This window comes from Bacillus sp. 3255, from assembly GCF_031456485.1.
Lineage (GTDB): Bacteria > Bacillota > Bacilli > Paenibacillales > NBRC-103111 > Paenibacillus_E.
In genome coordinates this window covers 117,938-141,284 of the sequence record NZ_JAVDUS010000024.1, presented here as the reverse complement: position 1 = coordinate 141,284, position 23,347 = coordinate 117,938, and the positions used below count along the sequence as shown (strand labels likewise).

The 23,347-nt window shown below is 52.8% G+C and carries 19 protein-coding genes; 15 read left to right on the top strand and 4 right to left on the bottom strand.

From position 1 onward, the window contains the following. Window positions 1–84: 84 nt before the first annotated feature. Genes J2X61_RS30380 through J2X61_RS30365 form a run of 4 tightly spaced genes read left to right on the top strand, consistent with a single transcriptional unit; the run spans window position 85 to window position 4,010 of the window. Window positions 85–1,005 (top strand): FAD binding domain-containing protein, encoded by a 921-nt coding sequence (locus tag J2X61_RS30380; RefSeq protein WP_274472544.1) that lies wholly within the window; start codon window positions 85–87, stop codon window positions 1,003–1,005. Continuing rightward, entirely contained in the window at window positions 989–3,325 is a 2,337-nt protein-coding gene (gene pucD / locus J2X61_RS30375; protein ID WP_310193513.1) for a xanthine dehydrogenase subunit D, read from the top strand. Before J2X61_RS30380 ends, pucD begins: the two co-directional genes overlap by 17 nt. After that, complete coding sequence (locus tag J2X61_RS30370; protein ID WP_274472546.1) at window positions 3,318–3,803, top strand: (2Fe-2S)-binding protein; 486 nt, start codon at window positions 3,318–3,320, stop codon at window positions 3,801–3,803. The genes pucD and J2X61_RS30370 overlap by 8 nt, the downstream gene beginning before the upstream one ends. Continuing rightward, the gene (locus tag J2X61_RS30365; RefSeq protein WP_310193510.1) at window positions 3,804–4,010 is read left to right on the top strand and encodes a hypothetical protein; all 207 of its coding nucleotides are present in this window, start codon (window positions 3,804–3,806) and stop codon (window positions 4,008–4,010) included. Between the two features lie 309 nt (window positions 4,011–4,319). Here the strand turns inward: J2X61_RS30365 and sda are convergent, their stop codons facing one another. The 3 genes from sda to J2X61_RS30350 form a co-directional block, all read right to left on the bottom strand. Next, window positions 4,320–4,472: a sporulation histidine kinase inhibitor Sda gene (gene sda, locus J2X61_RS30360; protein WP_274472547.1), complete on the bottom strand. Its 153-nt coding sequence runs from the start codon at window positions 4,470–4,472 to the stop codon at window positions 4,320–4,322. Window positions 4,473–4,493: 21 nt separating this feature from the next. Beyond that, window positions 4,494–4,931, bottom strand: a complete 438-nt coding sequence (locus J2X61_RS30355) for a hypothetical protein (RefSeq protein WP_310193505.1) — start codon at window positions 4,929–4,931, stop codon at window positions 4,494–4,496. Window positions 4,932–5,183: 252 nt separating this feature from the next. After that, a complete protein-coding gene (locus J2X61_RS30350) occupies window positions 5,184–5,375 on the bottom strand; it encodes a hypothetical protein (protein WP_274472549.1) in 192 nt (63 codons plus the stop codon). 67 nt (window positions 5,376–5,442) lie between these two features. Between J2X61_RS30350 and J2X61_RS30345 the strand changes: the two genes are divergently transcribed. From J2X61_RS30345 to J2X61_RS30295, 11 genes are all read left to right on the top strand, one after another. After that, entirely contained in the window at window positions 5,443–7,767 is a 2,325-nt protein-coding gene (locus J2X61_RS30345; protein WP_310193492.1) for a sensor histidine kinase, read from the top strand. Window positions 7,768–7,873: 106 nt separating this feature from the next. Continuing rightward, on the top strand, window positions 7,874–8,779 hold the full coding sequence (locus J2X61_RS30340) for a polyprenyl synthetase family protein (protein WP_310193491.1): 906 nt from the start codon (window positions 7,874–7,876) through the stop codon (window positions 8,777–8,779). Between the two features lie 90 nt (window positions 8,780–8,869). Beyond that, entirely contained in the window at window positions 8,870–10,369 is a 1,500-nt protein-coding gene (locus J2X61_RS30335) for a response regulator transcription factor (protein ID WP_274472552.1), read from the top strand. A 1-nt stretch (window position 10,370) separates the two neighbouring features. Next, a complete protein-coding gene (locus tag J2X61_RS30330; RefSeq protein ID WP_310193484.1) occupies window positions 10,371–12,101 on the top strand; it encodes a sensor histidine kinase in 1,731 nt (576 codons plus the stop codon). A 173-nt stretch (window positions 12,102–12,274) separates the two neighbouring features. Beyond that, entirely contained in the window at window positions 12,275–13,192 is a 918-nt protein-coding gene (locus J2X61_RS30325; RefSeq protein ID WP_274472554.1) for an ABC transporter permease, read from the top strand. A 33-nt stretch (window positions 13,193–13,225) separates the two neighbouring features. After that, window positions 13,226–14,107 carry a carbohydrate ABC transporter permease gene (locus J2X61_RS30320; protein ID WP_274472555.1) on the top strand — a complete coding sequence of 294 codons (882 nt, stop codon included), beginning with the start codon at window positions 13,226–13,228 and terminating at the stop codon, window positions 14,105–14,107. A gap of 35 nt (window positions 14,108–14,142) precedes the next feature. After that, the gene (locus tag J2X61_RS30315; RefSeq protein ID WP_310193480.1) at window positions 14,143–15,771 is read left to right on the top strand and encodes an extracellular solute-binding protein; all 1,629 of its coding nucleotides are present in this window, start codon (window positions 14,143–14,145) and stop codon (window positions 15,769–15,771) included. Window positions 15,772–15,913: 142 nt separating this feature from the next. Further along, a complete protein-coding gene (locus J2X61_RS30310; protein WP_310193478.1) occupies window positions 15,914–17,449 on the top strand; it encodes an ABC transporter substrate-binding protein in 1,536 nt (511 codons plus the stop codon). After that, entirely contained in the window at window positions 17,446–19,326 is a 1,881-nt protein-coding gene (locus tag J2X61_RS30305) for a pectinesterase family protein (protein WP_310193475.1), read from the top strand. The genes J2X61_RS30310 and J2X61_RS30305 overlap by 4 nt, the downstream gene beginning before the upstream one ends. 939 nt (window positions 19,327–20,265) lie before the next feature. Then, window positions 20,266–21,744, top strand: coding sequence for a catalase (locus J2X61_RS30300; protein ID WP_310193472.1), 1,479 nt, complete (start codon window positions 20,266–20,268; stop codon window positions 21,742–21,744). Between the two features lie 46 nt (window positions 21,745–21,790). Beyond that, window positions 21,791–22,063, top strand: a complete 273-nt coding sequence (locus J2X61_RS30295; protein ID WP_274472560.1) for a Fur family transcriptional regulator — start codon at window positions 21,791–21,793, stop codon at window positions 22,061–22,063. Between the two features lie 73 nt (window positions 22,064–22,136). Here the strand turns inward: J2X61_RS30295 and J2X61_RS30290 are convergent, their stop codons facing one another. Further along, on the bottom strand, window positions 22,137–23,222 hold the full coding sequence (locus J2X61_RS30290; RefSeq protein WP_274472561.1) for a stalk domain-containing protein: 1,086 nt from the start codon (window positions 23,220–23,222) through the stop codon (window positions 22,137–22,139). Between the last annotated feature and the right edge of the window lie 125 nt (window positions 23,223–23,347).

The following is a 23,347-nucleotide window of genomic DNA, read 5'->3' as shown; positions in this document are numbered from 1 at the left end:
TTGTTTATAGTTGATCTAATTTAATGGCGGATCATAATAGCAGCGCGCGTGAACATATTGTCTAAAGCTAAGGGGGTTCGGTTCATGTCAATTCCTTTGCACCAGCTGCCGGAGCAGCAGCCAGCCGTGTGGCAGCCGGTAAGCGTAGAGGAGGCCATGCAGTTGAAGCGCCAATGGGGGGATGCCTCCGTTCTGATCTCAGGCGGAACCTGGCTCCGCACGCGATGGGAGAGCGGTCTTGCCATGCTGCCGAAGCACTTGATCAGCTTGAGCCGTATTCCTGCGCTATCCGGATTAACGATTGACGCTTCAGGTCAACTTCATATAGGGCCGGCCCTTTGCTTGGCGGACTTGATGGAACATCCGCTGATAAGTCAGCGATGCGGAGTGCTTGTGCAAGCTTGTGCCGAGATCGCAGCTCCTTCGGTTCGCAATTTAGCCACCATTGGGGGCAATGTGATGACCCGGACAGGAGATCTGATTCCTGTTCTGCTCATTATGAATGCAGGGCTGGTCTGGTCGGATGGGTACAATGAACGCATGCTGCCGCTGAGGGAGTGGCTCGAAGTTCAGCAAGCTGCGAACAACGAGGTGCTAACGAAGATTGTTGTGCCGTCAGAGGAGGCGGATGATGTTCTTGACTCGGGGAGCTATGCGTTTTATTCCAAAGTGGGGCGTCGGGAGGCGTTCACTCCTTCTGTTGTCACGGTTGCCGGGAAGCTGCAGCTGGAGGGGGACGGTACGGTTACCGCTATAGCTCTAAGCGCAGGCGGAGGCAATGCGGTGCCGGCGAGATTCTTCGAGCTGGAGGAGGATATCGTCGGGAAGAGGCTAAGCAAAGCGGTTCTGAAGACGCTGCACAAAGGCGTGTCGGAGAGCTTCCAGGCGGTTGCCGACGACTATGCCGGCGCAGCCTACCGCAAGTTGACGGCGGCGAATCTCATCGTATCCGAATGCTATAAAGCTTGGCGAAAAGGGGGCGGAGCCGATGCTCCTCAATCGTGAGACGCATGCCGGCAAGTGGATCATCCGGCCTGACGGTGAAGATAAGGTAACCGGCAAGCTGCAATATTTGACGGATATGACGGCGCCGGGCATGCTGTACGGCAAAGTGCTGCGAAGCCGGCACGCCCATGCTTGGATTCTATCCATCGATGCGAGCAAGGCGAGACAGACTCCCGGCGTACGTGCTGTCATCACGGCGGAGGATGTGCCCGGCCTGAATCTGTTCGGGATTGCCTTCCCGCATCAGCCCGTGTTGTGTCAAGACCGGGTGCGGTATGTCGGGGATGCCGTGGCGGCTGTCGCCGCCGATACGAAAGACATTGCGGAATATGCGCTGAGCCTGATCGAGGTCGTCTATGAGCCGCTTCCCGTCGTCGATAATCCGGAGACGGCATTGGACGAAGGGACGGTGCTTCTTCACCCGGAGGGCAATCTGCTGCATCGAACTTCGCTGCAGCATGGCGAGGCTGAGCTCGCCTTCGCTGCATGTGCGCACATCGTGGAGGAGACGTACTATACGCCTAGACAAATGCACACGTACATGGAAACGGAAGGCGGCTTATTCATTCCGGAGAAGGACGGCAGACTGACGGTCTATTCGCCGACACAGCACGGCTATAAGGACCGGATGCAGCTTGCTCGCATTCTCGCTATGGAGGAGGAGCGGATTCGGGTGGTGTCCAGTCCGATCGGAGGATCTTTCGGCGGGAAGGATGAGCTGAATCTGCAGCCCTTCGGGGCTATCCTGGCGCTTCGGACCGGACTTCCGGTCCACATGCACAATTCCCGCGCCGAATCCGTCATCGCCGGCATCAAACGGCATCCGATGCGGATACGCATGAAGACAGGGACGGATGCGGATGGCCGGCTTGTCGCTCACCAGGTCAGCATCCTGGCGGATACGGGCGCTTATGCGACATTGGGCTGCGAGGTGTTGAATTTTGCTACGGAACATGCCATCGGTCCTTACCGAATTCCCCATGTGGATGTGCAGGGGACCAGTGTTTATACGAATAACGGCGTATCCGGGGAGTTCCGGGGCTTTGGCGGCAATCAGGTGATATTCGCTGTGGAGAGCCAAATCGAACGGCTGGCCGAGAAGCTCGGCATGGACGCTTGGGAGCTGCGCAGGCTGAACTTAAGGGCTCCTGACGATCCGGGACCGATGGGCCAGCAGATCGTCCAGACCGAAGGCGCCGCCCAAGTCTGGAGCAAGGTGCAGGAGTCGCCGTTATGGGCGAAGCGTGGCGCAGCGGGAGCGGGAGCAAGAGCAGGAGCAGGGGCGGCAGCGGATGCAGCGGATGCAGCAGCGGGCCCATGGATTCGGCGGGGCGTCGGCGCTTCGATGGTGATGCACGGCGCCGGGCTCGGGCTCGGCATCCCGGATCATTCGGGCGGGCGTCTCGAGCTGACGCCGGAGGGCAAGCTGCAGGCCTCCTTCGGCTTCGAGGAGTTCGGGCAAGGGCTATATGCAGCGCTGACGCTTATGCTGCAGGATTGCTTTGGCTGCGCCAAGGACGATATCTCCATCGTCATCGGCGATACCGACCGCGTGCCGAGCAGCGGTTCGAGCACGGCGTCGCGCGCCACCACCATGATGTGGCGCGCGCTGCAGCGGCTGAAGCCGCCGCTTATGCAGGCGCTGCTGACGCAGGCGGCTGCGCTTGCGGGCGTCGCCGCCGACGAGCTGACAACCGGCGCAGGCGGCATTCATCGCAAGGGCGATGAAGCGGGCGGACCGGTTGTGACGTACGCGCAGGTGGCGGCGGCAGCCGAAGCGGCAGCCACGCCGATCGCCGTGCAGACGGCGTTCGATTACCCGACGACGCCGGAGGGGCAGGTCGGGGCACATTATTTGTACACCTACGCCGCAGCGGTCGTGGAGGTGGAAGTCAATATGCTGACAGGGCGGGTGAAGGTGATCGCCACCGATCACGTGATTGCCGCCGGGCCTGTCATTAATCCGATGGGCTTCCTCGGCCAGATCGAGGGAGGCAGCGTGATGGCGCTCGGATTCACGCTGACCGAGGATGCCGTGATGCAGGAGAGTGCTTATGTGCGGCACAATCTGGATACGTATTTGATCCCTACGTTTCGGGACAGCCCGCATACGATTCGGGTGGATGCCATCGAAGAGCTGCCCGAAGGGGATACCTTCGGTCCGCGTGGAGTCGGCGAGATCGGCAGCGTCGGGCTGGCGCCGGCCATTACGGCAGCGGTCCGGCAGGCGGCCGGCATCTGGGTGAACCGGCTCCCGATCTCACCGGAACAGATCGTGCAATCCATCGATTGGCTGGAAGGGGTGGAGGCCATTGACTAATACAACGTATGTGCTGGCATGTTCCATTAACGGACAGGAGATCGCCATTCCGGTTCCTGCCTCCAAGCGGATGTCGGATATTTTGCGGGACGACCTGCGGCTGACCGGCACCAAAGTATCCTGCGAAATCGGACGATGCGGCTCCTGCATGGTGCTGCTAGACGGCAAGCCCGTTAACGCTTGCTTGCTGATGGCCTATCAGGCGGCCGGCAAGCAGGTGACGACTATTGAGGGGATATCAGGCGGAGATGAGCTGCATCCCGTTCAACGAGCGATGCTGGAGGAGGGCGGGCTGCAGTGCGGATATTGCACTGCCGGTATGGTCGTTACGTTAACGGCCTTATGGGAGAGCAATCCCGCCCCGACGAGGGCGGAGGCTGAACAGGCACTGTGCGGCAATTTGTGCAGGTGCACAGGGTATGAGGGGATTTTCCGGGCGGTGGAAAGATGCGGGTTATCGATGAAAAGAGAGCTATAGATGAGGCTGATGAGACTGATGAAGCTGCGTCTTCTGTGCTGGCGACCGGAGCGTTGCTTGGCAGCAGCGGGATCTGCGGGGGGGATCCCGGACCACGGTAAGGCTGCCTCTGCTTGGTTCGGGCATGCCAGGGTCATCTTGAGACTTGCTCCAAGCTCTATTGATGCGAGCGAAGGCACGTCCAAGACTCGTTTGGTTAAATGCTAACGGACACAGGAGCGCTTATTCGCGGAATAATCGCTGTTTGAAGATTCTAACGGACACCAGTAACGCTATTTGCCTATTTCAGATCCAATTTCACTCTGAAATCGCCAAATAAGGTCTCTGGTGTCCGTTAGGTTTGAAACAATGCGGTCATCAGGAGGATAACGGCCGTTGTGTCCGTTAGAATTACTTGGTAACCGAGTGGACGTACGAGCACAATAGGTTGTTTGATGAGGAAGAAGAAAAGCACCCGCTAAGGCGGGTGCTTTTCCATTCGCCGTGCTTTATTTCGCAAGGCACCGCTGCTGCAAGCTACGCAGAGCCGGAGGCCGTTAGTCCCTCGAGGGCAATATTCCGCCTATGAAGCTCTTGCCGGAGCAGGTCCACGAAGGCTTGTTCCAGCTGTAGATCCATAGCCGATAAGTAAGCATCGATAAGACCCTGACGGCTCAATGTTTGTAGCAACTTCCTCCTACCTCTTTCGCGTTATTTTCGTTTGCGGCTATTTTTGACCAAGGTCATTCGGCGTGAATGGCGCAGCCAGGAGTAGTACGTTCTAAGATCGCGCAGCTCCATCGTTTGCGACATGAGGCCGAGGAAGGTGACGACGATCATTTTATGTAAGGGGTTGCCTAGCAGGTCCGTCTCCGACTCGTCGAGCGGGAACTGGGCGACAAACAGCATATCGTCATCGACCACATAGACATCCTCTTCGTTTCTATAGTAAGAAGCGATTTGGCCGTTCTTAAGCTTCTCCCACAGAAGGGCGCAGATCTCCTCCAGCGTGGAGGTCTCGCTGCCTATACGGGCGCAGTACCGGGCGTGCGCATGGCGAGTGATAACGATGTCGACGATCTTCTTATCGGCAAGTTGAATATAGTAGGGATCGTAGGTATTCCATCGGTTCATTGTTTTGTCTTTCATACCCCGAACGCCTCCGATTCCTGGGGAGTAGATACGAAATGAATTACCATATATATACGAATTATCATATTATTTGAGCAGCTTGATCACACCGTAAAAATAAAGCGATTGAACGCAAACTTTTTGCATGGAGATGCAAGGGATTTGCATAAACGTGCAAAAGAAAGTACGCTGAAACGAAAAAAAGATTGCATAACAGCCAAAAGCTGGTTATACAATCTTCTTTCCATTTGGTAAAATAAGACAAAGACATTAAAACCAGTTGCAAATGGGCTCTGTTTGTTTCTTCTCTCTGTTTGTAAAGGTTTTCAAGACCGCGTTGGATTCTTCTTTGGAAAGTGCGCCAGCCGCAGTTGCCAGAGAATTCCCGGCTTGAACCAATTCCAAATTTTTGAGCGTGTGAACAACATTTTGCAGCTTGGAACCTAGTTGGATTGTCAGCATGATAAGACTCCCTTCAACAAATTTTTACTACTAGACTATTATACCAAATGTTTGGAGGACAGAATGCATGTATGCTAGAAAAATATTTTTATTTGGTTTTTTTGTCGTTATTTTTTTAATTGTGCAAATTTGGTGTTCTTACCTGACCTTTCATACGCCGTATATTGGAATCAACGTAAATTTAAATAAAGACGGGCAATGGGAAATCATAGGCGCTCATTCGCAGAGTGTAAGCGAGAAATTGGGTTTGGCTGTAGGTGACATTGTCAAGCTGGTTGATGGCAAGCCTCCGGAGGAGTCCGAGTATGTGATCAAATGGGGTGCTGTCGAACAGGCAAATCAGATCCTGATCTCCCGGGACGGCGTAGATCTGGAATATGCCATTTTCAAAAATAGCACAACGCTGTATGACATGATTCCGTTAGCAGAGGAATTCGTTTGTCTCTTATTGGCTTGTTTGCTTCTGTTGAGGCTCAGGCACTCCCCGTCGGCCAAATTACTTTCTGTCGTTTTTTTTACGATGGCCGCTATTTATATGAGCCTGGGGGCATCCATAAGGGGCGATGTTCTAGGTAAGATTGTCATATCCACTTTTATGATGATATTGCCTTTTGTGTTCTTGCATTTCATCATCACCTTTTTTCAAGAAAAAGGAGAAATACAAATCGGTACAACGTATTTCAAATATATTTATGCCGGCTTACTTGCTGTAGCGTTGTGCAGGGGGCTATACTTATTGCCCTCCATGATCAATCTATATCATCTTGACGGGATTGTTACGTTAAGCGCTTTTATCATCGGCTTCTTGATAAGTCTATGTGTGATTGCCTTTATGTATTTGAAGGTTCGCAATCAACAAACTTATTTGTCCAGCATAGTGAAAAGCGTTTGTTTTTCATTATTTATATCGATATTTCCGATTATCTGTCTTTCTTTTCTACCGAAATTGCTGCTTGATATCTGGGTCATCGATGCAATCTATACAAGTTGGACGATCATTTTGTTTCCTATCTCGTTTATCTACTTAATTGCTTCGAATCAGCTATATGACATCGGATTGGTTATACGGCGATTTATTTTCGCCGGGTTGGTGTCGTTTATTCCGGTCAGTCTTTTTACAGGGATGTATGCTTTTTTGTTTAGCCATGAAGTTAATCAGAAGCAAATCCTATTTGTTTTCGTTGGATCTATTATTCTTGTGTCTCTATTGCTCTACGCAGCCGAATACTGGACCACACGGCTCGAGCCGTTCCTGTTCCCGAGGAAGCACGTCCTGCAATCCGCTTTGAAGAAGATTTCGAAGAATCTGGGCGCTATCTCCACGCTGAGAGAGTTGAAGGATATTATTCTTGTGGACATTGTGAATACGCTGCAAGTCTTAGGAGGCGTCATCGTTTTCCAACATAAGGATGAAATCGAAATTATCGCGCATGGTGAAGTGGATACGCTTGAAATCGAGCGGCTAGTCCGGGAGTCCGCGCTGCTTCATCATCCCGACTATACAAGTATAGAGATGACGGGGCATGAGGCATATACCGGCTATCTCATCATGTCGAGGAAAAAAACGAATATGCGAATTTCCAAGGAGGAGAAACAGTGGCTCCAGCTCATCACTTCTTATTTGGAAATCAGCCTGGAAAATGTGCATTTGATTCGCAAACTAACCTCCAATTTGCAGCATGTTGCCGCGCAGCTCCCTAACGAATCGACCGCGCAGGACATTCAGTGGTTTCGGAAGGTGATGTTCGAGCTGCAGGAAGAGGAGCGGGTTCGAATTGCCAATGATTTGCACGATACGACGATGCAGGACCTCTTTTTCCTGAAAAGAAGAATTTCTTCGATTTCTGAGAAGGGCACCTTGGACAAATCAGACCTCGATCAGCTCCATAATATGAACAATTTCGTAGATATGATCAATGCCAGTCTGCGCCAAAGCTGTTTTGAGCTTAATCCGCATTTGCTGAAGGAGCTTGGGCTCATACAGACGCTGCGAATGTATATAGAGAAGGAAGCGTATACGGCACCGTTCGATCTTGTGTTTGAAACGCAGGATGCAGCTAGGATTGAACATGTAGATTTACCGACGAAGCGGCATATTTTCCGAATCGTACAGGAGCTTTTGAATAATGCCAAGAAGCATTCGCAATCGGAGAAAGTTCAGTTTTCAATCGACGAAGCCGGTCAACATTTCTTCCTGAACTATGAGGATGACGGTGTCGGTTTTACCTACAAGGAAGGTTCCCAGAAGGAGATCGGCGCATCAGGAATGGGGATTGAACAAATGAGGAGCAGAATTATCCATATCGGCGGGCACATCGATATTCAATCAACGATAGGGCAAGGGACGCGCATCAAGATGTGGATTCCGATCGAGGAGGTTATCACTGCATGAGCAATGTCGTCCAACGTCATCAGCCCGGATTCAATACTACAAGAGATGAGTGAGAACTCAGACAGAAGCGGAGCGAACCACCTTGAAGCAGAGTATAAATGAACATATGATTCGCTTGGTTGATGAGTACATAGATGTCATGTCTTTGAATGAGCTATTGAAATCTTTCATTGCCGACAAGGCGGAAGAGAACGGCGCATGGGCCAAGGTTACGCTCTGCACCCATTACATGCTGGGCGGGAATTCGCCGCAGATTGACCGGTACGCGGCTTTGGCGGAGCTGGCCAATTTGATACTGGACATCGTCGACGACCTGCAGGATCAGGATCAAGAGGACAAGCCATGGATGCGAGTCTCGCAAGCCGAGGCGCTGAATGCCGTGCTGGCGCTGCTGATGGGCTTTTTCGGCGAAATGGGACATCTGCAGGTCAAGCCGGAACGGCTTGTTGAGGTGACGAGGGCGATAGGCCGATCGATCAACGGGCAGCACAAGGATGTCGTCAATGCCGCTGATTCGGCTGACGACTATATGAAGATGACGCAGGAGAAGTCCGGCTCGCTGTTCCGCTTGGCGTGCCTCATGGGGCACATGACGCTCGAATGCCCGCAGGATACGGTTAGCCAGCTGAACGATTTGGCGGATTGCATCGGACTGATCCATCAGATTCAGAACGATATGCGCGATCTCCTGCGCTACGATAAGAAGAACGATCTATATGCGAAGAAGCGCACGCTCCCCATCCTGTATCTGCTGCAGGTGGAGGACGAGACGTTCCGCTCCTTCCAGGATTACTACGACGGCCGCATCACGGTCCATGAGCTGCTGCACGATGAAGAGGCGTTCGTCCGGCTGATCCAAAACTCCGGCTGTCTGGAGTACGGACAAGTGGTGCAGTCGGTCTGCGTGCAGAAGGCCCAGGAACTATATGAGGGGCTCGCAGCGGTCTCTCCCTGGAAGGAAAGGTTCAGGGAAGTGACGTTTGGCGCTTATCTCGAAGAAGCAACTCCATAAAATAGTCACATGGAACGAAAAAATGTTGAATGTTCAGGGCGGCGGTTGTTTGATAAGATGAAGGGAAAACACGCAGGAGGCCTGATGCCCTTGTTTCGAATTCTCATCGTAGATGACGAGCACATCGAGCGGGAAGGGATCAAGCGGCTCATTCACAAATACAAGCTGCCCTTGAACGTGCTGGAAGCGGAGAACGGCGAGGAAGCGCTGGATATTCTAGCATCCCGGCCTATTGATATTTTGTTCACGGATATTAAAATGCCTTTCATGGACGGGCTGGAGCTGTGCAGAAGGGCACGGGAGCTGTATCCTGATCTGCACATGATGATTTTCAGCGCATACGGCGAGTTCGAGTACGCCCAGAAGGCGATTCATTACCATATCTTCTCGTATCTGCTCAAGCCGGTCGATGTGAGTGATTTCATCCGCGAATTCAACCGGGTTATCGAGCTTTGCGAGAAAGACCAGGAGCAGGAGAAGGAGCAGCTCTTGTTGGAGCTGATTCAGAGCTCATATCGCCAGGAGAGCTGGCTGACCGAGAAGCTCGCGCTGTCCGGGATCGATATGCGTCATACAGCCGTGCAGATGCTGCTGGTGGATTTCACGCAGCCCGTCTTCGATGCCGAGCATGATGAACTGCCGGCACAGGTGAAAGCGGCGATAGCGACGCCTTTTCACTATGTGAATTTGAATGAGCATCAAAGCTTGTTCTTTTTCCTGCATGACCGTGGACTTTGCAAGGAGCAGTTGGAGCCTGTCGGGCTCAAGCTTAAGGAGTGCCTTCATACTCATCGCGGAGGGATGTTCACCTTGGTCGCGGGACGCCTGACAGAGGCGGAGGGTGATCTTGCACAGGAGTTCAAGGTGATGGAGAACGTGCTCGAATACAAGTTCTTCTACCAAGAAAGCACGGTGCTGTATACCGACGAGAGTCAAGGGAAAGAAGATTTGACGGACGTGATTCCGAAGCTGATGGAGACCGTGTATTGGCATCTGGAGATGAAGGATCTCTTCGGCTTCCGGAAGGGCGTGGAGCTGTTCTTTAAGACGATTGACGGGAGCGGGCAGCACTCCGCCATCTATATTAAATATATGTGCATCGAGCTAGCCAAGAAAATATGGGAAAAGGCTGAGAAGCATGATCATCCGGCGTTCAAATCGGTTGTAGAAACTATTTTCGGCAGTAAATCGTTAACGGCATTAAAGGAGCAGGTCCACGCCGTCATGGCATTGCTCGGCAGCGATCAGGAGGGGCACGGTCCGGAACACGGCAAGAAGGTGATCAAGGATATTGTGAAGCTCATTGAGGACAACTATATGTCGGATATCAGCTTGAAATGGATCGCAGACCGGGTATTCCTCACCCAGACCTACTTGAGCTATTTGTTCCATAAGGAAGTGGGCCAGACGATTGTGAAATACATTACGCTGGTTCGCATGCAAAAGGCGGAGGAGCTGCTGCGGAGCACGAATCTGACCGTTGCCGATATCAGCCAGCAGGTGGGCTTCATGAACACTTCCTACTTCTGCAAAACGTTCAAGCATTATCGCGGCTGCAGCCCCGCTAAATTCCGAGAGATGACCGGCTGATATGAAACGATTCCTAGCCTACTTCCAGAACCTGAGGTTCAAGCAGAAGCTGTTCATCTCCTATATGATCGTTTCCATTATTCCCGTGCTTGTCTTGGGGCTGTTCTCTTATCATCAAGCGAGCAGCTTGCTGCAGCAGCAGGCCAGGCAAAACCTCGACGGCGCGATCAGCCAGATTGCCGAGACGATCAACTACCGGGCGAAACAGCATGAGGCCATCATCAATTCGATCACGCAAAACGTGGTGTTCAAACGGATCTTCATCGCGGGCGAGGGCAATTTCCCGGACTTGTACCGGGATTACGTGGATCCGTTCTTCAGCAATATTTTGGATTTCAATTCGGATATTTTGCAAATTTCCGTGTTCACGGACAACCAGTCGCTTCTGCGCGGCGAGTATATACTGCCGATTGGCTTGACGGCCGATTTGGAGTGGGCGGGCCGGGACGCGAAGACGAAGGGGACGCAGTGGCATATCAAAAACGGCAAGGTATTCGCCATCCGGCCCTTCGTCGGCGATGATGAAGCGGGCGACGTGAGGCCGTCTTCCGTGTTGTTTCTGAGCATCGATGGGGACAGCATCTTTCAGGATTTGGATGATATTCATGCGGGAGCTTACGGCATATTCATTTTGGACCGGGAAGGAACACCGATCCTATCCAGACATATCGGTATGGCGGCAAATATTCCGCAGACAGCGCTGCGCTCGCTGGAGGGCGGGGAGAAGATCGGCACGCTAACCAGCAATCGGACTGAGTATATGTATATTGCAGAGGCAATGCCGGAGACCGGCTGGAAGCTCGTCTACGTGACGCCGAAGAACGGGATTGCGGTCAATGCCAAGAGCATCGTCAGCGCTACGCTGCTGATCATGGCGGTCTGTCTGGCCGTGCTGCTGCTCATTATTTGGATGTTCTCCAATACGTTCGTGAAACGGATTATCAGGCTGAATAAGAAGATGATGATTGTCGAGAACGGGAATTTGAAGATCGATGTGTCGAGCGGCTCCAAGGATGAGATCGGGCAGCTGACGAACCGCTTCGGTCAGATGCTGACGAATATCAACACGCTGATCGAAGAAGTGTACCAAAGCAAAATCACACAGAAGGAAGCGGAGTTGAAGGCGCTGCAGACGCAGATTAACCCGCATTTTCTGTACAACACGCTATCCATCATTAACTGGAAGGCGCTCGAAATCGATGCCATGGAGATCAGCCAGATCACGAATACGGTATCCCGGTTTTACCGGACGGTGTTGAATAAAGGCAGAAATTTCATTCCCGTTAAGAACGAGCTGGATAACGCCAAGGATTACATGCACATCCAAAGCATTATGCATAACTTCAATTTCGACTTTCACTACGAGGTCGATGAGGAGCTGCTGCGCTACGATATGATTAATCTGGTCTTCCAGCCCATTCTCGAGAATGCGCTGGAGCACGGCATCGATAAGCTGCGCAAAGGCGAGGGCAGAGGCCGCATCGTGCTGCGGGGGTACCGGGACGGCGAGGACCTTACCTTCACCATTGAGGACAACGGTCCCGGAATGAGTCCGGAGCTGGCCGAAGAGGTGCTGCGCATGGAGACCGCCGGCTATGGGCTGCGGAATGTGCATGACCGCATCCAGATCCGTTTCGGCCAGGGGTACGGGGTGCGCATTCATAGCGAACCGGGCCGAGGGACGAAGGTTAGCTTGACGTTTCCTATCTATAGAGCGGAGACACCGCAATAAAATGATTGTTGCCGGCGCTTGGGCGCCGGTTTTTTTGTTGTCCCCGTGTTGGCATCAACATCCATAAGAAAGTGTCACATATCGAAAAAATGTTGGATTTAGGGGGCGAACGGCGTTTGCTAGAATTGGATTTAGAAGCAGAAGGAGATGTCCAACGAAAGGAGGGGAACGATGTGGGAGATTCCAAAACGCCGCTGATCAAGCTGATTCGCAGGGACAGATGGCTGCTGCTCATGTTTCTGCCGGTGTTTCTGTACTATTTGATATTCTGCTACCTGCCCATGCCGGGCATTCTGATTGCTTTCAAAAACTTTACGCCCGGACATGGCATATTCGGAGGGGAATGGGTAGGCCTGAAGTGGCTGAACCAGTTCGTGCATTCCCGATATTTCTGGCGGCTGCTGCGTAACACATTCCTGCTGGCCTTCTACCCGCTGGTGATCGGCTTCTCGATCCCGATTGTGTTCGCGATATGCGTCGTAGAACTCAGGAACCGTGTGTTCAAAAGCTTCGCCCAGACGGTCACCTACTTGCCGCACTTCATATCCACTGTCGTCATCGCCGGGATGATCATTAATTTCTTGTCTCCGACGGACGGCATCGTGAACACGCTGCTGAGTTCGATGGGGATGGAGAAAATCAACTTCATGATGGCGCCCGAATGGTTTCGCACGATTTTCACGGCGTCGGGAATTTGGCAAAGCTTCGGCTTCTCCTCGATCATTTATATCGCAGCGATTATGGGGATCGATCAGGAGATGTACGATTCCGGCAAAATCGACGGGGTCAACAAGTTCCAAGAAGTGTGGCATCTGACGCTGCCGAGCTTGAAGCCGACGATCGTCATCCTGCTGCTGCTCTCCATTGGCGGTATCATGAGCGTAAATTTCGAGAAGGTGTATCTGCTGTACAACGGAGCCACGTACGAAACCGCCGACGTCATCTCTACTTACGTGTACCGGCAAGGGATCGAGTCGCAGAACTTCGGATTCGCCACGGCGGTGGGGCTGTTCAATTCGGTTATCAGTTTCATCTTAGTGTATGCCGCTAATCGGGCGAGCCGCCGGGTAAACGATATGTCGCTGTGGTAGCGGGATCGAGAGAAGAGAGAGGAGGGGGGCCTTATGGTGAAACCGTGGACGGATCGAAGCTTCTACGTGCTTGTGTACAGCGTGGTCATCATCGCGGTTGTGGTGACGCTGTATCCTTTCGTGTACGTGGTCAGCATCTCTATGAGCTCGGTGGAGGCGATCGACAACAAGCTGGTCACGCTGTTTCCGGTTGATTTGAATTTCGACGGTTACAAAATGGTGATGGGGTATTCGGAGCTCTGGCGTTCCTACTATAATACGGTCTGGTATACGGTGGTAGGTACCGTGTTCAATCTGGTGGCTACTTGCTTGGCGGCGTATCCGCTGTCAAGAAAGCATTTCTTCTTGCGCAGAAAGCTTAATTTCTACATTGCCTTTACGATGTATTTCTCCGGGGGGCTGATTCCCCTCTACATGATCATCACGGAGCTGGGTTTATACAACACGAGATGGGCGATGATTCTGCCGGTGCTGGTGAGCACGTTCAACGTGATGATCCTGCGATCGGCGTTCGAGAATATCCCGAATGAGATTTTTGAAAGCGCTACGATGGACGGGGCCAGAGATTTTACGCTCCTGTTCCGGATCGCCGTGCCGCTCACCAAACCGACGTTGGCCGTTCTGACCTTGTATTATGCGGTCGCTCATTGGAATGACTTCTTTAATGCCCTGCTGTATTTGGGAAAAGCGGAGCTGCAGCCGCTGCAAATTTTCCTGCGCAGGGTGCTCATTATGGCATCGCCGGAAATTATGCAGAAAATGGGCGGAGAGACAGCCGCTAAGGCGCTGGCCGTGTCAACGCTGCAGGTCCGGTATGTCTCGATTGTCGTCAGTATTTTACCGATTATTACGATTTATCCGTTCATTCAGAAATATTTCGTACGCGGCATTACATTGGGGGCCGTCAAAGGTTGAGAAGATTCGTTCACCATCAGGGGGAGGGTATGAATATGAAAAAAACGCTAAAAACAACGGCAAGCGTATCACTGATTGCGGCACTGTTCACGCTGGTGGCGGCGGCCTGCACGAGTGGAGGAGGTACGGGCACTCAAGGGGCCGTCTCTACCGGAACGGGAGGTTCGAGTACGGCTGCACCCGCTGCGCCATCAGGCTTCAATTATACGGGGAAGGGGCCGATCACCGATAAAACGGCTGCACTCAGCATACTGGCCACCAATGCCTGGACGAACAATGTGGACTTGAACCAGGCGCCTATCGTGCAAGAGATCAGTAAGCGTGCCGGAATAACCGTCAACTGGGAGCTGCTGCCACCGTCCACATATCAGGACGCGATCTCTCCGCGTTTGGCAGCGGGAGCCGATCTGCCGGATATCATCTACCAGCTGGATCAGGATCAAACGATGAAAAACATTCAAGGCGGCCTGTTCAAACCGCTGAACGATTACATCGAGAAGTACGGCGTCAATATTAAAAAATTGTTCGAGAAGTACCCTGCCCTGAAGGCGAGTTTGACGACGCCGGACGGGAAGATCTATTATCTGCCGCAGCTGGCCGTCACCAAAAACTATATGCCCACCTTCATGGTGAATGTGAGATGGCTGGAGAAGCTGGGCTTGCAGGAGCCGGCTACACTCGATGAGTTTACCGACATGCTGCGCAAATTTAAGTCCGGCGACCCGAACGGCAATGGCAAGGCGGACGAGATACCTTTCTCCGTGGCGGGAGGCCAGCTGGCGAATGCGTTCGGCCCGGTCTTCGGGCTGGATCTGGCCAACAATTTCTATGCGGATAAAGACGGGAAAGTTCATTATTCCTATTACGAACCGAATTATAAGGAGTATCTCACTTATTTGAACGGACTGTACAAGGAGGGGCTTCTGGAGTCGGATTTCGCGAGTGTGACCGCCGATCAAATTACGTCGAAGTTCTCCCAGAATATAACGGGAGCAACCTTCAACTTCAGCTGGTACACATCGATGGTGTACAGCAAGCTGTTCAAGGATTACGATCCGGCCAAACCGCTGATTAAAGGCATTGCGCCTTTCAAAGGGCCGCATGGGGATCCCTATTATGTAGGCCGTAACCCGATTACCGGTATTTTTGGCGTCTCCAAGAATGCCAAGGATCCGGAGCTGGCGTTCAAATTCTTGGATTACGCGAGCAGTGAGGAAGCGAAGGAAGTCTACGTATGGGGACTTCAGGGGCAGACGTATGAGGTCGTTGACGGTAAGAAGCAGTTCACCGAGAAAGGCAAGGACAACGACTTCATTCAGAAGTTCGGCATCAATCCGGTCAACCTGCCGATCGAGCAGTCGGTCGAAGCAACCGATGTGCTGGTAGCTCCGTGGCATGCCAAGATCGATAAGGAGATGGAGAAATATATCAAGGCTCCGTTCCCATTCGTCTATGCCCTGCCGGCGGAAGCCAGCACCGAGAACACCGTCATGCCTGATATCACAACGTATGTCAATGAGATGAATATCAAGTTCATCACGGGCAAGGAGAGTCTGGATAAGTTCGACAGCTACATCAAGACATTGAAAAGCATGGGTGTCGAAGATGTGGTCAAAGGCAGACAGGCGCAGTACGACCGTTATCTGGCCGCCGGCAAGAAATAAAGAAAGAATAAACACAGCGGCCATTATGCGCCTGCTGTGTTTATCCGTATATGAAGGTGCGGGGAAAAATGGAGCGGCGGCGGAGCGCTTTTTATCGTAAAATAAGGGGAAAGCGATTTCAGACACAGGGGAGCGGCAGCGGATGAGAAGGAGTTTGTATGTAGGGTTGGTCGTACTGTTTGCCGTCGGGCTCGCATTCGCTGTCCGCTACGGCATGCAAGAGGATGAGGGGACAGGCGGCGCAAGTCAGCAGCCGGTGACAACGGCCCTGCAGCCGGCGACGCTCAAGCTGTTATTCCCCTTGGAAGAGCCCGCCGCTCAGAAGGAAGTTCTTCAAGCTGTGGAGGCTAAGCTGGCTAAGGACGGACTGCCGATTAAGCTGGATATTACCTACATCCCTTATGACCAGTATTGGAATAAAGTCTGGTTAATTGCCGCCAGCGGCGAATCGTATGACATCGCTTTATCGGCTTATTCGAATATAGCGGACTATGTGTCCAAAAAGGTGCTTGCCCCGTTGGATACGGCACTCCGCGACCATGGCCAGGCCATTGTTGAGAGTACGCCGGACTATGCTTTCCAAGGGGTCACGATTGGCGGCCAGATCTACGGGATTCCCCGCGTCATGCCGATATCGGAGTTTCAGAGCTTCGTGCAAATCCGGGGGGATTTGCGGAAGAAATACGGTCTGCCCGAAATTAAAACCGTCGCGGATATGGACTTATATTTGGAGACGATGCATAAGTACGAGCCGGCGATAACGCCTTATTTCTATGATACAGGACGGTTCCTGCTCCGGGAGTATGGCGATGTGGCGTTCTTGGCCGGCGGCTATCTGAACGCACCGGTATACATCGATCCGGCCGATCCCCAGTTGAGGGTGAGGAACACGTACGAATCGGACTTTTTCCGCAGTATCATGCAGAAGATGCACGAGTGGCAGGACAAAGGGTACGTGCCGTACGGCCCCTCCGACACCTCGCGGTACCCGGATCCGGAGCTTGCCTTCAACTCGGGGAAGGTCGCCGCCACTTGGAGCGTGGTGCTGAAGCAGACGGAACGGATCGATGCTTTCAAGGCGATGAACCCCGACGGGGAGCTGGAGAACGTGTATCTGCACCCGGAGAAACCGAAATATTTGTTCACGGGGGCGGATAATATTTTGTCCGTGTTTTCAACGAGCCAGCATGTGAACGAATCCGTCGCATTCCTCAATTGGCTGAGGAGCAGTCAGGAGAATTACGATCTTTTTACATATGGGATCAAGGATGTGAACTATACATTGACGCCGGACGGCGCGATCGATTATGACGGTATCCCGCCTGAGAAGCAGTACATGCCGATCAGCTGGACCTGGAACGATATTCGCTATGTCCGCTTCAGCAAATATATTTCTCCTGCTTACAGGGGAGAGCTGCGCAATTGGGATAAGGAGGCGACGGCTTCGCCGACCTTGGGCTTCGTGCCGGATCTGTCTCCGATCAAATCGGAAATTGCCCAGCTCAATGTGATTATTACCGAGTATTTGCCGCTGCTCTATGACGCGAAGGGAGATTGGGCGGCTACGATGGGGAGTTTCAGGGTGAAGCTGAAGGATGCAGGCATTAATCATGTGATAGCGGAGATTCAGAAACAATTCGATAGTTTTAGAGCCGCGAGAAAGGATGTTAGATCATGATCATTATAGTAGCTGCGGACGGGAGCGGGGATTATACCCGTATTCAGGATGCGATCGATCGTGCTGAGGCGGTTGGGAGCGCGAGCGGGGAGATAGGTGCGAGGGTAGGGGCGAATGTGACGACCGGGATGGGAACCGTTGGAAGGATAGATGCAAGGGTTGCGCAAGAGGTGATGGCAGGGACGGATGAAAAAACCGAGATGGGGACAATTGGAAACACTGATGTGAGAATGGAGATGGAGGCGAAGGAAGGGGCAAGGAAGGGGCATACCGTTATCTATGTCCGGAGCGGCGTATATAAAGAGAAGCTGCGGATTACGAAGCCGGGCATTTCGGTAATCGGGGAGTCAGCGGAGACAACGATCGTCACGTATGACGACTATGCCAAGAAGCTTTTCCCCAATGGAGAGCCGTATCATACCTTCAATTCTTACACGGCCTTCGTCGGTGCGGATGATGTGACCATTGAGCATTTGACTATCGAGAATACAGCAGGCCGAGGGGAAGATGTCGGACAAGCGCTGGCCGCTTATGCGGACGGGGATCGCGTCGTCTTCCGGGATTGCCGGTTCCTTGGGCATCAGGATACGCTGTTTACCGGTCCTTTGCCGCCGAAGCCGAGAGACCGCTCTACTTTCGGGGGGCCGCGGGAAGGCGTACCGCCGCGCCCTGTTCGGCAATACTATGAGCGATGCTATATTCGGGGCGATGTAGATTTTATTTTCGGCTCCGCGACGGCCGTGTTTCAAGATTGCGAGATCGAATCTGCCGGCAAAGGCTGGGTGACGGCCGCATCCACGCCGGAGGAGGTGGCGTACGGTTATGTGTTCGTCCGCTGCAAGCTGACAGGGGAAGCTCCGGCGGAATCCGTCGGGCTTGGGCGGCCGTGGCGGAATTATGCGAAGACCGCTTTCTTGCGCTGCTGGCTTGGACCGCATATTAAGAGGGAAGGCTGGGACCCGTGGAACGAGCGGGAGTGCGTAGCGACTATCGTATACGCCGAGTACGGAAATAGCGGGCCCGGAGCGGATACCGACTGCCGGGTGGAGTGGTCGAAGCAGCTCTCGGAAGAGGAAGCTGCCGCATATGACGTTAATCGCATTCTGGCGGGGCAGGATGGATGGAGTCCGATTGAAGCTGGAATTGGGAATATAGGAGTAGGTGAGAGAATAGATACGAAGGAGAAGGGACCGGAGGACCAGCCGGTCAAGCTATACCTGGCGGGAGACTCTACAATGTCTAACTACAAGTCATCCTTTTATCCACGTATGGGGTGGGGGCAGGTGTTGGATCGATGGTTTGGAAGCGGGGCTGTGGTTTGCAATGCGGCTGCTTCCGGCCGAAGTTCCAAAAGCTATATCACAGAAGGGCGCTTAAACGTCATTTGGAGCAAGATTCGTCCAGGTGACTATCTCTTCATCCAGTTTGGACATAACGATCAGAAAGAGGATGAAAAAAGATATACGGAACCGTATACGACCTATTTGGATCACCTGCGTCGGTATGTGGAAGGTGCACGGTCAAGAGGCGCCTTACCGGTACTCATCACTCCCGTGCAGCGGCGCAGCTTCGATGAGCAGGGCAGTCTCGCCGATACGCACGGGGAGTATCCCTCTGCAGTCAGGCGGTTAGCCGCGGAGCTGGAAGTTCCGCTCATCGACCTCGCTGAGAAGAGCAAAAGGCTCTTCGAGTCGCTGGGCGCAGAGCGGACCAAAGCACTACTCCTCTGGCTGCAGCCCGGGGAGCACCCGAATTATCCGGACGGTGTGACGGATGATACGCACTTCTCGGAAGCAGGCGCGACAGAGATCGCCCGCTTGGTGGTTGAAGGGATCAAGGAGCTGGGCCTGCCGCTGGCGAGGCTGCTCCGGGAGTAAAAGGAAGCCGATTGATTTCATCGCGTGAGCGGTGGGGTTGATCGGCTTTTTGGGGTGGTGCAGCGGGGAGAAGCTGCATGAGTTGGGATGCATTGACGGGTGGGCGTCAATGGTGGGGCGCGGAAGCAAGCGTGGATAGAGGAGCCCAGAAGCGAGCGTCGGCAGAGGAACCCGGAAGCAATTAGCGATGGCGTAGTCTGAAAGCCGCCGCCGGTGGCAGGGGGACAACAGGAATTCCTCCCGTTATTCCGGGGGGAATGAGGCACAAATGGGTGTATAACTGGAAAAGCTCCAGTTATTTTGCGTTTGATTTGCTCTTCTCCCAAGGAAATTCAAAATTTAACGGGAGAAATTCCATGTAAATATGCAGGAAGCCGGGGGGCGAGTCGAAATAACGGGAAGAATTCCTGTTATAGGGGACGAGTACTAGGCGTAGGTGCATGGATATTGGGAGAATGCGAGTAAAGATGCGTGGGTGCAGTGGATATTGGGAGAATGCGAGTGTAGATGCGTGGGTGCAGTGGATATTGGGGAATGCGAGTATAGATGCGTGTGTGCAGTGGGTATTGGGGGATGCAAGTGTAGATACGTAGGTGCAGTGGATATTGAGGCGATGTAGATGCACGACGGTACAGTGGATACCGATCAGATACTGGGTGATGCGAGTATAGATACGGGACGGTGCAATGGATTCAGGTGGCGATGCGAGTGGAAATGTGATAGGGGCAGAGTGACGTGCGGCGAGGTAGTTGGAGTAGATTAGATTTGATTAGATTTGATTTGCTTTGAGTAGATTTGGGGTAAAGGCATAGGTCTGGCAAGCAGTGCTTAGACGTTAACGAGCTATTGACAATCATTCTCGATATGATTAAAATAAAACCTATATTATAATAATTATAAATAAGGAATTATTATTTCTCATAGCGGAGGAGAATGTAAATGGCATCAGATAACCATCGTACACACAACTACATCACAACCAACCAAGGCGCCCCCGTCGGCGACAACCAGAACTCACGGACGGCAGGTCAGCACGGTCCTACATTATTAGAAGACTACCATCTGCTAGAGAAGATGGCTCATTTCGACCGGGAGCGAATTCCGGAACGCGTCGTCCATGCGCGCGGTGCTGGAGCTTTCGGCACATTTAAAGTAGAGAAAGCGATGAACCGCTACACGAAAGCCGCCTTCCTCGGCGAAGAAGGTAAAGAAACGCCGGTGTTCGTCCGCTTCTCGACCGTCATCCACGGTCAGGGCTCGCCGGAGACGGCGCGCGACCCTCGCGGCTTCGCGGTTAAGTTTTATACGGAAGAAGGCAATTATGATCTGGTCGGCAACCATCTTCCGGTATTTTTCATCCGTGATGCTATGAAGTTCCCGGACATGGTGCACTCCTTGAAGCCGGCGCCGGATACGAATGTGCAGACACCGGATCGCTACTGGGATTTCATGTCGCTTACGCCGGAATCCACGCATATGTTGACTTGGGTCTTTTCCGATTATGGAACACCAGCCAACTACCGCGAGATGAACGGCTTCGGCGTCCATGCCTTCAAATGGATTAACTCCGTAGGCAACTACGTTTATGTCAAATATCACTGGAAGCCGCATCAAGGCGTACGCAACTTGAGCAAAGCAGAAGCCGCGGCTGTGCAGGCGGAAGATTTCAGCCATGCCACGAGAGATTTGTACGACGCCATCGCGCGCGGCGATTTCCCGAGATGGGATCTGCACGTGCAGCTGCTGCAACCGGAAGATTTGGATGCGTACGATTTCGACCCGCTGGACCCGACGAAAGTATGGCCGGAGGATCTCATCCCCCTGCACAAAGTAGGTACCATGACGCTGGACCGCAATCCGCAAAATTTCTTCGCGGAGGTCGAGCAGGCGGCGTTCTCGCCAAGCGTGCTGGTGGCGGGCATCGAGCCGTCCGAAGATAAACTGCTGCAAGGCAGGCTGTTCTCCTACCCGGATACGCAGAGATACCGGCTGGGCGCTAACTACCTGCAGATTCCGGTGAACTGCCCATACGCCACCGTACAGAACAATCAGCGTGACGGCGCCATGCAAATGAAGTCGCAAGCCGGCAGCGTCAACTACGAGCCGACTCGCCATGCCGAACCGAAAGAGGCGCCGGCGTATCGCGACAGCTCTATGCCGCTGACCGGTACGGCTGGCCGGCAGAAGATCGCGAAAACGAACGATTTCGCCCAAGCCGGAGACACCTTCCGCAGCTTCAGCGAGCAGGAACAGGCGAACTTCATCGCCAATCTGGTCGGTGATCTGGCTTCCGTTCACGAGAAGTCGAAGCTGCTCGCGATCTGCAACTTTTATCGAGCCGACGCCAAGCTGGGAGAAGCGCTCGCAGCAGGGCTGAACGTCGATATTTCGGGCTACTTGCAGCATTTGAAACACTAAGAGCAGAGATGCCTTTTCATATAACACCGTAGAGGAGGGTTCCACCATGGCAAGGCACGATTTGAATCAAGCGCTGCAGCGCATGCGCGCCAAAAATATTCCTTTAACACCGCAGCGCCAAGCGTTATTAACTTATTTGTATGACCAGAACGGCTATACGACGGTTAAGGAAATCTGCGAAGCGTTAGTCGCTAAGTATCCGACGATTAATGCGATGACGATCAACAGCTCGCTGCATGTGTTTAAGCAGCTGGGCTTGGTGAAGGAACTGGCCATGAGCGGAAGCTCCATGCAGTATGAAGCGGCTTTAAGCTCATAATGAAACGCCAAAGCGCCCCAACGCTACCTGAAGGCTCTCTCACAGCCTCGCGTAGTCGTTGGGGCGCTTTCGCTTATTTAAATGCCGATAGCGGAACCGGAAACTCCAGAATACCCAGCGCATAAGGCGCGTATTCATACAGCCCGAAGTAGACGACAACCGTGTCATCTTTCAAATAAAAGCCCTGATCGTTCCGAATGGACTCGAACGGCTCGATGAGCTCATAATCATGCTCTTTCAGCTGCTTTTTAATCTCCTCATTGATAATAGACTTGTATTGCGGATTATTGGAAGCAACCTGCTGCAGCGTCAGCTCATTCCCCGTATCCAGATCGAAGGTGTGGGAATCCCATGCATAGAACCCGTGAGCGCCGCCGGAAAACGTATAAACAATGAAGTATAGACTTAGCTTATGATCCTGATTGTAAGTGATTTTGTAATTCACATCGAACGTATTGGGGAAATCAGGCTCCGTACTGCCGATGACCTCGCTAAGATCATTCAGCTGCTGGATCGCCGCCGCTTTATATTTATCCGCTTCCGCCTGGAGGAAGGCATTGATCTTGTCGCTGGCCGCGGTATTGGCCCAACCCTCGATTTGCGGATACTGCAAAGTAATGCGGCGGTTATCGCTTTTCGTAAGGGAATCGGATTTGTTCGTCAATTTCAGCTCGTTCTCCTGAATAGGCGCGATCGTGACGATGTGGCTTTGATCGATATAGCCGATCTTGTAGCCCATCTGCTCCAGAAGCAAACGCAGCGGCAAATACGTCGTGCCTTCAATAATCACAGGTGGCAGCGGAGCGTAAAATTTGTGGTCATTCAAGGCATATTCGGTGCTTTGGTTATGCATGCTCATCGTTTTATGGGGACTGCTGACGGTAACCGTCTTGGTCGCACTGTCCCAGGAAGTGGTTAGACCGAGCTGTTTGCTTAGAAAAGCGAGGCCGACATAGGTGTCGCCTTCTTTGGTTTTGCCGCCGGGCACATCCAGCAGTTGATCGCCGATCTGAATGCGCAGAGGAGCCAATTGGACCTCTTGATCGGCACTATACGTTTCAGCGCGAACGCTCGTTTGCGGCAGGAGGGCGGAACCGGAGAATCCGGCCAGCAGCGCAGCAGCTAAGGCAACTTTGATTGTGAACATCTTCTTATTCATGGAACTCGCTCCTTCGTGTTTTTCATCTAGTATCTTAGACGATAAGCAACAAGAAAAGTTTGCAGCATCTTTCGTTTTTGTCGAAAAAAATAATCGGTTTTTCTCTATGAATTACCCGAATACCG

What these genes read in the sequence shown, in the direction of transcription:
- J2X61_RS30345 (WP_310193492.1), top strand. Translation starts at nt 5,443, where the DNA reads ATGTATGCTAGAAAAATATTTTTATTTGGTTTTTTTGTCGTTATTTTT.
- J2X61_RS30290 (WP_274472561.1), bottom strand. Translation starts at nt 23,222, where the DNA reads ATGAATAAGAAGATGTTCACAATCAAAGTTGCCTTAGCTGCTGCGCTG.
- J2X61_RS30295 (WP_274472560.1), top strand. Translation starts at nt 21,791, where the DNA reads ATGGCAAGGCACGATTTGAATCAAGCGCTGCAGCGCATGCGCGCCAAA.
- J2X61_RS30340 (WP_310193491.1), top strand. Translation starts at nt 7,874, where the DNA reads ATGATTCGCTTGGTTGATGAGTACATAGATGTCATGTCTTTGAATGAG.
- J2X61_RS30380 (WP_274472544.1), top strand. Translation starts at nt 85, where the DNA reads ATGTCAATTCCTTTGCACCAGCTGCCGGAGCAGCAGCCAGCCGTGTGG.
- J2X61_RS30355 (WP_310193505.1), bottom strand. Translation starts at nt 4,931, where the DNA reads ATGAAAGACAAAACAATGAACCGATGGAATACCTACGATCCCTACTAT.
- J2X61_RS30320 (WP_274472555.1), top strand. Translation starts at nt 13,226, where the DNA reads ATGGTGAAACCGTGGACGGATCGAAGCTTCTACGTGCTTGTGTACAGC.
- pucD (WP_310193513.1), top strand. Translation starts at nt 989, where the DNA reads ATGCTCCTCAATCGTGAGACGCATGCCGGCAAGTGGATCATCCGGCCT.
- J2X61_RS30300 (WP_310193472.1), top strand. Translation starts at nt 20,266, where the DNA reads ATGGCATCAGATAACCATCGTACACACAACTACATCACAACCAACCAA.
- J2X61_RS30310 (WP_310193478.1), top strand. Translation starts at nt 15,914, where the DNA reads ATGAGAAGGAGTTTGTATGTAGGGTTGGTCGTACTGTTTGCCGTCGGG.
- J2X61_RS30350 (WP_274472549.1), bottom strand. Translation starts at nt 5,375, where the DNA reads ATGCTGACAATCCAACTAGGTTCCAAGCTGCAAAATGTTGTTCACACG.
- J2X61_RS30365 (WP_310193510.1), top strand. Translation starts at nt 3,804, where the DNA reads ATGAGGCTGATGAGACTGATGAAGCTGCGTCTTCTGTGCTGGCGACCG.
- J2X61_RS30305 (WP_310193475.1), top strand. Translation starts at nt 17,446, where the DNA reads ATGATCATTATAGTAGCTGCGGACGGGAGCGGGGATTATACCCGTATT.
- J2X61_RS30330 (WP_310193484.1), top strand. Translation starts at nt 10,371, where the DNA reads ATGAAACGATTCCTAGCCTACTTCCAGAACCTGAGGTTCAAGCAGAAG.
- J2X61_RS30315 (WP_310193480.1), top strand. Translation starts at nt 14,143, where the DNA reads ATGAAAAAAACGCTAAAAACAACGGCAAGCGTATCACTGATTGCGGCA.